Consider the following 9,855-nt stretch of genomic DNA (forward strand, 5'->3'; position numbering starts at 1 on the left):
TTCAAGCCAGCCTCGGCTTCCTTCAAGATGCCGATGATCTGTTCTTCGGTGAATCGCTTTTTCATTGCCGTTCCTCTCTGGAACGGACTCTACACCGTCACCGTACTAAACGCGGGGAGCAGGTCAAAGGCACTGATGAAGCGAGGCGTACTGATGCCGCGTAGCGACGGCTATCCGTACCGGCAGGAGTACATCCCCGGTCACGGGAAATTCATGGTCTATCGCGTGCTGCCGTCGATCTTCACGCTTGAGCTGTGAAAGAAGCCGCCGCCGTCCGGTAGGGCGGTGGCGGGCATTCCTTTGCGCGGCATTTTGGGCCTGCGCGTCAAAGTTACTTTGAGCGATCCGCTCCAGACGGAACCGGGCCGGCGATGGCGGCGAATCTTGCCGCAACCGTAACAATCCAGCCCGGTTTATCTCCAGTATCTCCAGCGTTCTCCAAATCGTTTGGAGACACGCGAAGCCTTACCCCACAAGGCTTTGCGGCCGATTCAGACGTTTATCTCCAAATCTCCAACTCGTTTTGCAGTGAGCGGACAGGCGTCGACCAACTGTATCGACCGTGAAGCCAGACAGGGCACGGCTCTCCGGGATTTGACGGGCATCAGAGACGTACTTTCGAGGGGGGTGTCCGCGATGCGCCACGATCGGGCATTGTTGCGCCGGCCGCAAGTGTCAGGGTGCCCGGAAAGCGGGGGACCCTGCGTCTAGGGCAAAGACGCGGGGGCTCACACCCGCGTTTTTTCTCTAGCCTCGACACCCCAAGGGGGGTCATATTCATAGTCCGGGACAACTGCTTGTCGCAGCGTCATCCCATCACTGTCACGTGGAAATGTAGAAAGCCAGCTTGAACAGGCAAACCAGCATAGCAACTGCTGAAAGTCCGAACGGAACAGCAACGTCCACCCCTGCACGTGAGGCTCCGGCTGCACGAATCAGACTTGAGGCGATTACTCTAACTCGCTGTCTCCAACTGAGCCGATACTCGGGCATGCGGCCGCCGCTTCGCCCGTAGGAGGCTCGCGATATCCATTCAGCGTACAAGTCGACGCTCGCCCTCCCAGACCACCAACTATCAGGTTTTTCCAGAGCAACCTGGACATCCACTTTGCTCGCCCGCCCAAACTGCTTCATGCGCTCTTCGAGCGTGTCATCCATGAAGTCCTCAAGGTCTTTGAAAATCGTAACCGGTCGGAGCCGCTTCAAATGTCCCGTTACTGCAGCGCAGATATATTCCTCAACTACTTGCGCCCGAATCACAACGAACAGCTCCGAAACGGCGGAGATCTCGTCCACCGTCTCTGTAGCATAGCGATAGCGTAGGAACATATAGATGAGAGTCGATGTAAGAGCGACCCAAATCTTGAAAGGGCTTACATTTCCGACTTCGGCGAATCCTAGTAGCGTGCCGGTGGGCTTGAACGACAGATGGAAAAACGCGATCGCAAGAATCGCCGCAGAGAGCACCACAACATTGCGGCGCAGTTTGTCGGGCATGTCATCCATGTATTCACCGTCTTTTGTCTTGGATTGCCGGCCAGCAGACTAGGCAAAAGCTAAGGCCGCACATCGACCATCAGGATTCCGCAGTCCTCGCACTCGATTCAGTGCGTCAAAAGGACATTGCGCAACTCGACAACTTTTGCCCCGGCCTGCTGTTCCAAATAGTCGGCCCACCACTGCATCATGCGATGTCGCTCAGACAGATACTCGGCATGGTTGTACGCTGCCCGCACACCGTCCTGCTCTGAGTGGGCGAGCTGGCGCTCGATCCAGTCGGAATTGAATCCCTTCTCGTTCAAGATCGTTGAAGCGAGACCCCGGAATCCATGCCCGGTCATGCGGCTGCGATAGCCCATACGGTATAGAGCGTACAGAATCGTGTTCTCGCTCATTTGCTGCAACGGTCTACGGCTGTTCGGGAACAGCCAGCGACGGTGGCCCGTCAGCGCGCGTAGCTCGGAAAGCAGCGCGATCGTCTGGTCAGCGAGCGGCACGATATGCACGCGGCGCATCTTCATCTTCTCAGCCGGAATTCGCCACTCTCGGCGGTCCACGTCAATCTCCGTCCACTCCGCCTGCCGCAGTTCGATAGTGCGAACGAACGTCAATGCCAGGAATCGCAGAGCGAGCCGGGTCTCCGGCTCGCCCTCATAGGCAGCGATCGAGCGAAGCAGCTCCGGCAGCTCGCTTTCGCCGACTCGCGCCATATGCTTGACGGGCACTGCCTTCAATGCACCCCGCAGGTCTGGCGACGGATCTCGCTCAGCACGGCTGGTCGCAACGGCATAGCGAAACACTTGGCCGCATGTCTGCAACGTCTTGCGCGCAGTCTCGAACGCCTCTCGACCTTCGATTCGTCGAATGACCGCGAGCAAATCCGGTGCGCCGATAGAAGAAATCGGGCGCTGGCCGATCAGGGGAAACACCTCGCGATCGAGCTGCTTCTTGACTCGGCTCGCATGGGATGCGCTCCATGTCGCTTGCTGCGCCTCGTACCACTCCAGCGCGACGGCCTCGAAGGTGTTCTGTGCGGCAATGGCGCGAGTCTGCTTCTCGACGTCACGCTCGAACGCTGGGTTCTTCCCTTCCGCTAACAGCCGCTTCGCTTCGTCACGCCTCGACCGAGCATCAGCGAGCGACGTCGCGGGATAGTCGCCGAACGTCAGCAGGTTTTCTTTGCCATTGAACCGGTATTTGAGCCGCCATTTCTTCGAACCACTGGAGCGCAGATCGAGATACAGGCCGCCGCCGTCGAAGAGTTTGTTTCCCCCGGCCTCATCGAATCTAGCGTTGCGGCACTTGGCGTCGGTAAGAGGTTTGGTTTTCATTGTTCGCCGGGGGTACGGCATACCCCCAAATTCCGGAAGTCATACCCCGAATCTTACCCCCAAATTTTGGGGATGCCCCGGCCTCTCCCGGGACGTCCTGAAACAAAAAACCCGCGTCAGCGCTAGGCTGGACGCGGGTTTTGGGACTTCCGGGTACTACTTGAAACTAGTGTTTGGTGCCGGCTGCAGGACTCGAACCCGCCACCTGATGATTACAAATCAACTGCTCTACCAGATGAGCTAAGCCGGCGTAGCGCGAGATTCTACCTCATTTCACGATCTTGAGGCGAGGTCTGCTGCCGCCTTTCGAGCCGTCGCCGTCGGTTTTCGGCGGTTCGTCGGCCCCTTCGGACGGTTCCTCGTTCGCGCCGCTGTCGGCGACCGGCGCCAACGGCGATACCGACTCGTCACGCTGCGCGTCGTCGGCCGGCGCGGCGTCATCGTCGAACGTGCCCGAATCCTCGCCTTCGCCCGCGACCGCATCCACCTGGAACGCCATGCCCTGCCCGTTCTCGCGCGCATAGATCGCGAGCACGTTGGCCACCGGAATCTCGATCTTGTGCGCCTTCCCGGAGAACCGGGCCGTGAACTCGATCCACTCGTTGCCCATCTGCAACTGGCTCGTCGCCTCGAAGCTGATGTTGAGCACGATCTCGCCGTCACGCACGAACTGACGCGGCACGCGCGTCGAGTTGTCGACCCTCACCGCGATATGCGGCGTGTAACCGTTATCGGTGCACCACTCGTACAACGCGCGCAGCAGATAAGGCTTCGTTGAAATCTCTTGCATCACAATCCTCGAACCCGGAGCGGGCGCGCGGCACGCCGCGCCACCCGCTCCGTCATGCCTTCATTGCAACATTAACGACGCATGACCTTTTCGGACGGCGTCAGTGCTTCGATGTAGGCCGGACGGCTGAAGATCCGTTCGGCGTACTTCATCAGCGGCGCGGCGTTCTTCGACAGCTCGATGCCGTAGTGATCCAGGCGCCACAGCAGCGGTGCGATCGCGACGTCGAGCATCGAGAACTCTTCGCCGAGCATGTACTTGTTCTTCACGAAGATCGGCGCGAGCTGCGTCAGGCGATCGCGGATCGCGAGGCGTGCCTTCTCGTGATTCTTCTCCGCCGCCTTGCCCTTCTCGTTCTCGAGCGTGCTGACGTGGACGAACAGTTCCTTCTCGAAGTTGAGCAGGAACAGGCGCGCACGGGCGCGCTGCACCGGGTCGGCAGGCATCAGTTGCGGATGCGGGAAGCGCTCGTCGATGTACTCGTTGATGATGTTCGATTCGTACAGGATCAGGTCGCGCTCGACCAGGATCGGCACCTGACCGTACGGGTTCATCACCGAAATGTCTTCCGGCTTGTTGAACAGGTCGACGTCGCGGATTTCGAAGTCCATGCCCTTCTCGAACAGCACCAGCCGGCAACGCTGGGAGAACGGGCAAGTTGTGCCGGAATACAGAACCATCATATTTGCGTTTCCTCAAAAAAGCCGAGGGCCGGCACGCGGCGGAACCCCTTTCACGGGTTCCGCCTTGCGCCGGCCCCACGCCGGTCAGGCGTGTTTACTTGATATCTTTCCAGTACGCGGCATTCAGCCGCCAGGCCAGGAAAGTCAGGACACCGAGAAAGATCAGCACCCACACGCCAAGGCGCTTGCGGGTCTGCTGGGCCGGCTCGGACATCCATGTCATATAGGCCACCAGGTCGGCCACCGCAGCATCGTAGTCGGGCGACGACAGCGTGCCCGGCGTGACCTGCTGGAAGCCGACGAGCACGTGGGCCTTCTCGCCCGTCTCCTCGTCCGTCTTGTCTTCGAATTTGGCAACGCGCTGCCCCTGCAGCTGCCACAACACATGGGGCATGCCGACGTTCTCGAACACCGCGTTGTTCCAGCCGGTCGGCCGCGTATCGTCGCGGTAGAAGCTCCGCAGATACGTGTACAGCCAGTCGCGGCCGCGCGCACGCTCCTCGACCGACAGGTCGGGCGGCGTGGTGCCGAGCCAGTTCTTCGCGTCGTCGGGCCGCATCGCGACGGACATCGTGTTCCCGACCTTGTCGGTCGTGAACAGGAGATTCGTTTCGATCTCCTTCTGGGATATGCCCAGATCCGTCAGACGGTTGTAGCGCATCAGGTTCGCGCTGTGGCAGTTCAGGCAATAGTTTACAAACAATTGCGCGCCGTGCTGAAGCGAAACGAGATTTTCCGTGTTATCGGGCGCCCGGTCGAGCGGAAAATTACCCTCCGCCCGCACGACCGGCGCCGCCAGCAGCGCACAGGCGGTCGCCCCGATCAACGCGAGTGTCGAAAGCAGTTTCTTCATGTCGTTCTCTCCTCGCTCACATTAATGGGGCTTGAAGCGCACCCGTTCCGGCGGCTGCTTGAACGTGCCAAGCGGCGTCCAGACGGGCATGCCGAGGAAGAACGCGAAGTAGATCAGCGCGCAGGCCTGGGCGATCAGCGTCGCCGCCGGCGATGGCGGCCGCGTGCCGAGGAACGCGAGGGTCAGGAACGCCGCGACGAAGATCCCGAGGAACACCTTGTGGAACAGCGGCCGGTAGCGGATCGACTTCACCGGGCTGCGGTCGAGCCACGGCAGGAAGAACAGCGAGATCACCGCCGAGCCCATCACGACGACGCCCCAGAACTTCGACTCCGTCAGATACATGAACACGACGATCGCCGCCGCCAGCACCGGCAGCCCGACCTTCCACTTGCCGCGCGCACGGATCAGCGCGAGCACGCCGAGCAGCGCGATCACGATCATCAGCACGATCTTGAACGGGTCGGTGGTCGCGCGCAGCATCGCGTAGAACGCGGTGAAGTACCAGACCGGCGCAATCTCGGGCGGCGTCTGCAGCGGGTTCGCCGGGACGAAGTTGTTCGCCTCGAGGAAGTAGCCGCCCATCTCCGGCGAGAAGAACACGATCAGCGCGAACACCATCAGGAACACGCATACGCCGAGGAAATCGTGCACCGAGTAATACGGGTGGAACGGGATGCCGTCGAGCGGAATGCCGTTCTCGTCCTTCTTCGCCTTGATCTCGATGCCGTCCGGGTTGTTCGACCCGACTTCGTGCAGCGCTACCAGGTGGGCGACCACGAGGCCGACCAGCACGAGCGGAATCGCGATCACGTGGAACGCGAAGAAGCGGTTCAGCGTGACGTCGGACACGACGTAGTCGCCGCGAATCCACAGCGACAGGTCCGGCCCGACGAACGGGATCGCCGAGAACAGGTTCACGATCACCTGCGCGCCCCAGAACGACATCTGGCCCCACGGCAGCAGGTAGCCGAAGAACGCCTCGGCCATCAGGCACAGGAAGATCGCGCAGCCGAAGATCCAGACAAGCTCGCGCGGCTTCCGGTACGACCCGTACAACAGCCCGCGGAACATGTGGAGGTACACGACCACGAAGAACATCGATGCACCGGTCGAGTGCATGTAGCGGATCAGCCAGCCCCACGGCACCTCGCGCATGATGTACTCGACCGACGCGAACGCGAGCGTCGAGTCGGGCTTGTAGTTCATCGTCAGGAAGATGCCCGTGACGATCTGGTTGACGAGCACCAGCAGCGCGAGGGAGCCGAAGAAGTACCAGAAGTTGAAGTTCTTCGGCGCGTAATACTCGGATACGTGCTTCTTCCAGGTGGACGTGAGCGGGAAGCGCTGGTCGATCCAGCCGGTGAAACCTGTGGTGGAGACTTCTTTGTTGTCGGCGGCCATCACGCTTCTCCTTTCTCGTCCTTGCCGATCACGAGGGTCGTCGCCGACGTGAACATGTAGGGCGGGATGTCGAGATTCTGAGGCGCCGGCTTGTTCTTGAACACACGGCCGGCGAGGTCGTAGGTCGAACCGTGGCACGGGCACAGGAAACCGCCCGGCCAGTCGTCCGGCAGGTTCGGCTGCGGACCCGGCGTGAAGCGTTGGCTAGGCGTGCAGCCGAGGTGCGTACACACGGCCATCACGACGAGAATGTTCTTGCGATCGGCCCGCGACCGATATTCGTTGGCGCAATACGCGGGCAACGGCATCGAATACGGGGATTTCGTGGCCGGATCGGCCACTTCCTTGTCGGCCTTGACCACGTCGGCCAGCATCGAATCGGTGCGGTTCAGAATCCAGACGGGTTTGCCGCGCCACGGCACGGTGACCATTTCGCCGGGCTTCAGGCCGCTGATGTCGACCTCGACCGGTGCCCCAGCCGCTTTCGCTTTCGCGGACGGCGCAAGCGACGCCGCGAAAGGTATGACGGTGGCTACGCCTCCCACGCCACCTGCTACGGATGTCGCAATCAGCCAGGTACGGCGGCCGCTGTCGACGCGTTTCTCTTCCTTGTCTCGCATCACACGCCCCACTTCTGAGTTGGATTTTCCGTCACGACTTTCCATTCCGCCGCTAGTTTGCTCGAATGGAGTCGTCATTTACAAGGCCCGGAGATGAAAATCCCTTCGAAGTGTTTGATAGTTAAGGGTTATCCCCCACTACCGGAGCGATTAAATCATTTCGCTTTTAAGCGGATGCTACATTGTGAAATTGCGATGCGCCGCCGCAAATCCGTCGCTCAGACCGGATTATGAATATCGATAAAAAGGTGTTCGAGATCGAATTCTTCCGACAAGTGGCGCCCAAGTGCCTGGATTCCGTAACGTTCGGTCGCATGGTGCCCTGCCGCAACGAATGCGACACCGCTCTCCGCCGCCGCGTGCGTGGTCGACTCGGACACCTCGCCGGTCAGGAACACGTCCGCGCCGGCATCGATCGCCGCGTCGAAATAGCTCTGCGCGGCGCCCGTGCACCATGCGATGCGGCGCAGTTGCGTGTCCGGCTCGCCGAGCACGAGCGGCGTGCGGCCAAGCGTGCGCTCGACCTTCGCGACGAAGTGCTCGAGCGTGACGGGCATCGGCAGCGTCGCCATCCAGCCGAGATCGCCTTCGCCGAACCGCTGGTCGCCGATCAGGCCGAGCTTTTCGCCGAGCTGCGCGTTGTTGCCGAACTCGGGATGCGCATCGAGCGGCAGGTGGAACGCGAACAGGTTCAGGTCGTTCGCGAGCAGCAGCTTCAGGCGCTGGTACTTGCGGCCGGTGATCTGCGGCGCCTCGTTGCGCCAGAAATAGCCGTGGTGGACGAGCACGGCATCCGCCCCCCATTCGAGCGCGGCTTCGAGGAACGCGACCGACGCCGTCACGCCGGTGGCGATCTTCTCGATCTTGCGGCGTCCTTCGACCTGGAGGCCGTTCGGGCAATAGTCCTTGAAGCGCGCGGTTTCAAGGGTATTGTTCAAGTACAATTCAAGTTCGATCCGATCCATATAAACCTCTAATCCATTCAGATGCTTAGACGCTTCTGGCTGTTCTTCGCGCAGGCGGTGACCGTACTGCTCGCGCTGATGTTCATCGTCGTGACGCTCAAGCCGCAATGGCTGCAACGGCAAGGACAGCTCGGCAAGCAGCTCGCCACGCCGATCGTCGCGCTGCGGGAAGTCGCGCCGGGCATCGGCGGCGCACCGGCGACCACGTCGTACGCCGAAGCGGCGCAGAAGGCGATGCCGGCCGTCGTCAACGTGTTCTCCAGCAAGGACGGCTCGCTGCCGCCCGACCCGCGCGCGAAAGATCCGTTGTTCCGTTACTTCTTCGGCGACCGCAACGCCCGCAAGCAGCAGGACGAGCCGGCCGCCAACCTCGGCTCGGGCGTTATCGTGAGCCCTGAAGGTTACATTCTAACGAACCAGCACGTCGTGGACGGCGCCGACCAGATCGAAGTCGCGCTCGCCGACGGCCGCACGGCCACCGCGAAGGTGATCGGCAGCGATCCCGAAACCGATCTCGCGGTGCTGAAGATCAACATGACGAACCTGCCGACGATCACGCTCGGCCGCTCCGACCAGTCGCGCGTCGGCGACGTCGTGCTCGCGATCGGCAATCCGTTCGGCGTCGGCCAGACGGTTACGATGGGGATCATCAGCGCGCTCGGCCGCAACCATCTTGGCATCAACACGTTCGAGAACTTCATCCAGACCGACGCGCCGATCAACCCCGGCAACTCCGGCGGCGCGCTGGTCGACGTGAACGGCAACCTGCTCGGCATCAACACGGCGATCTACTCGCGCTCGGGCGGCTCGCTCGGCATCGGTTTCGCGATTCCCGTCTCGACCGCCCGCACGGTGCTCGAAAGCATCATCACGACGGGCTCGGTCACGCGCGGCTGGATCGGCGTCGAGCCGCAGGACGTCACGCCGGAAATCGCCGAGTCGTTCGGGCTGCAGCAGAAATCGGGCGCGATCGTCGCGGGCGTGCTGCAGGGCGGTCCGGCCGACAAGGCCGGCATCAAGCCGGGCGACATCCTGGTGAGTGTGAACGGCGACGAAATCACCGACACGACGAAGCTGCTGAACACCGTCGCGCAGATCAAGCCGGGCACGCCGACCAAGGTGCACGTCGTACGCAAGGGCAAGCAGTTCGACGTGAACGTCGTGATCGGCAAGCGCCCGCCGCCGCCGAAGCAGGCGCTCGACGACCAGGACAACGATAGCGAATGAGGGTCGGCGGCCGGTGCGCCGCCTGCCGGTCGCGATGCGAGGCAACGCGACGCGGAAATGAAAAAGGGCAGCCGGTCCGGTCGGCTGCCCTTTGCTTTGCGTCTGACGATCGTCGTTGGCGGGAAGGTGGTTTTCTCACGCGCCGGCTGATGACCAAACCGGGCCACTGCAGCCGGGGGCCGGAAAGCCGCCCGGCGCCGCGAGCCGTCAGCTCGCCGCTTCGCCGTTCCCCGCCTCGCCCTCTTCGGCCGGCTTCTTCGGCACGAAGAACCGCGCGGCCAGCAGCCCGATCTCGAACAGCACGACGAGCGGCAGCGCCAGCATCAGCTGCGAGAACACGTCCGGCGGCGTGACGACCGCCGCGACCACGAATGCGCCGACGATCACGTACGGCCGCATCTCCTTCAGCTTCTTCAGGGACAGCACGCCCATCCGGACGAGCAGCACGACGACGATCGGCACCTCGAACGTGACCCCGAACG

The 9,855-nt window shown here is 61.9% G+C and carries 10 protein-coding genes, 1 tRNA gene and 1 pseudogene; 2 read left to right on the forward strand and 10 right to left on the reverse strand.

The features are described from left to right. Positions 1-258: pseudogene (locus H3O04_RS36365) on the forward strand (hypothetical protein); the annotation flags it as partial. Between the two features lie 564 nt (positions 259-822). On the opposite strand, the gene H3O04_RS30630 reads toward H3O04_RS36365, so the two are convergent. From H3O04_RS30630 to H3O04_RS30670, 9 genes are all read right to left on the reverse strand, one after another. Then, the gene (locus tag H3O04_RS30630) at positions 823-1,506 is read right to left on the reverse strand and encodes a hypothetical protein (protein ID WP_202589101.1); all 684 of its coding nucleotides are present in this window, start codon (positions 1,504-1,506) and stop codon (positions 823-825) included. Positions 1,507-1,604: 98 nt separating this feature from the next. Beyond that, entirely contained in the window at positions 1,605-2,831 is a 1,227-nt protein-coding gene (locus H3O04_RS30635; RefSeq protein ID WP_202589102.1) for a tyrosine-type recombinase/integrase, read from the reverse strand. 174 nt (positions 2,832-3,005) lie between these two features. After that, positions 3,006-3,081 (reverse strand) — tRNA-Thr (locus tag H3O04_RS30640). A gap of 18 nt (positions 3,082-3,099) precedes the next feature. Further along, positions 3,100-3,621, reverse strand: coding sequence for a ClpXP protease specificity-enhancing factor (locus tag H3O04_RS30645; protein WP_012327784.1), 522 nt, complete (start codon positions 3,619-3,621; stop codon positions 3,100-3,102). Positions 3,622-3,692: 71 nt separating this feature from the next. After that, a complete protein-coding gene (locus H3O04_RS30650; protein ID WP_006400565.1) occupies positions 3,693-4,304 on the reverse strand; it encodes a glutathione S-transferase N-terminal domain-containing protein in 612 nt (203 codons plus the stop codon). Positions 4,305-4,398: 94 nt separating this feature from the next. Then, a complete protein-coding gene (locus H3O04_RS30655) occupies positions 4,399-5,157 on the reverse strand; it encodes a cytochrome c1 (protein ID WP_125380894.1) in 759 nt (252 codons plus the stop codon). A gap of 21 nt (positions 5,158-5,178) precedes the next feature. Beyond that, positions 5,179-6,561, reverse strand: a complete 1,383-nt coding sequence (locus H3O04_RS30660; RefSeq protein WP_012327783.1) for a cytochrome b — start codon at positions 6,559-6,561, stop codon at positions 5,179-5,181. After that, entirely contained in the window at positions 6,561-7,181 is a 621-nt protein-coding gene (petA, locus tag H3O04_RS30665; RefSeq protein WP_006491868.1) for a ubiquinol-cytochrome c reductase iron-sulfur subunit, read from the reverse strand. The genes H3O04_RS30660 and petA overlap by 1 nt, the downstream gene beginning before the upstream one ends. Before the next feature lie 218 nt (positions 7,182-7,399). Next, the gene (locus tag H3O04_RS30670) at positions 7,400-8,146 is read right to left on the reverse strand and encodes a Nif3-like dinuclear metal center hexameric protein (RefSeq protein WP_006477111.1); all 747 of its coding nucleotides are present in this window, start codon (positions 8,144-8,146) and stop codon (positions 7,400-7,402) included. A gap of 21 nt (positions 8,147-8,167) precedes the next feature. On the opposite strand from H3O04_RS30670, the gene H3O04_RS30675 reads away from it, so the two are divergent. Continuing rightward, positions 8,168-9,373: a Do family serine endopeptidase gene (locus H3O04_RS30675; protein WP_023476201.1), complete on the forward strand. Its 1,206-nt coding sequence runs from the start codon at positions 8,168-8,170 to the stop codon at positions 9,371-9,373. A 207-nt stretch (positions 9,374-9,580) separates the two neighbouring features. Here the strand turns inward: H3O04_RS30675 and H3O04_RS30680 are convergent. Then, on the reverse strand, positions 9,581-9,855 hold a 275-nt coding region (locus H3O04_RS30680; protein ID WP_202589103.1), incomplete at its 5' end, for a twin-arginine translocase subunit TatC.

This window comes from Burkholderia sp. KCJ3K979, assembly GCF_016759955.1.
Taxonomy (GTDB): Bacteria; Pseudomonadota; Gammaproteobacteria; order Burkholderiales; family Burkholderiaceae; genus Burkholderia; species Burkholderia orbicola.

Bases quoted from the DNA above. Each gene is read 5' to 3' on its own strand.
- H3O04_RS30630 (WP_202589101.1), bottom strand. From the start codon at position 1,506: ATGGATGACATGCCCGACAAACTGCGCCGCAATGTTGTGGTGCTCTCT.
- H3O04_RS30635 (WP_202589102.1), bottom strand. From the start codon at position 2,831: ATGAAAACCAAACCTCTTACCGACGCCAAGTGCCGCAACGCTAGATTC.
- H3O04_RS30645 (WP_012327784.1), bottom strand. From the start codon at position 3,621: ATGCAAGAGATTTCAACGAAGCCTTATCTGCTGCGCGCGTTGTACGAG.
- H3O04_RS30650 (WP_006400565.1), bottom strand. From the start codon at position 4,304: ATGATGGTTCTGTATTCCGGCACAACTTGCCCGTTCTCCCAGCGTTGC.
- H3O04_RS30655 (WP_125380894.1), bottom strand. From the start codon at position 5,157: ATGAAGAAACTGCTTTCGACACTCGCGTTGATCGGGGCGACCGCCTGT.
- H3O04_RS30660 (WP_012327783.1), bottom strand. From the start codon at position 6,561: ATGGCCGCCGACAACAAAGAAGTCTCCACCACAGGTTTCACCGGCTGG.
- petA (WP_006491868.1), bottom strand. From the start codon at position 7,181: ATGCGAGACAAGGAAGAGAAACGCGTCGACAGCGGCCGCCGTACCTGG.
- H3O04_RS30670 (WP_006477111.1), bottom strand. From the start codon at position 8,146: ATGGATCGGATCGAACTTGAATTGTACTTGAACAATACCCTTGAAACC.
- H3O04_RS30675 (WP_023476201.1), top strand. From the start codon at position 8,168: ATGCTTAGACGCTTCTGGCTGTTCTTCGCGCAGGCGGTGACCGTACTG.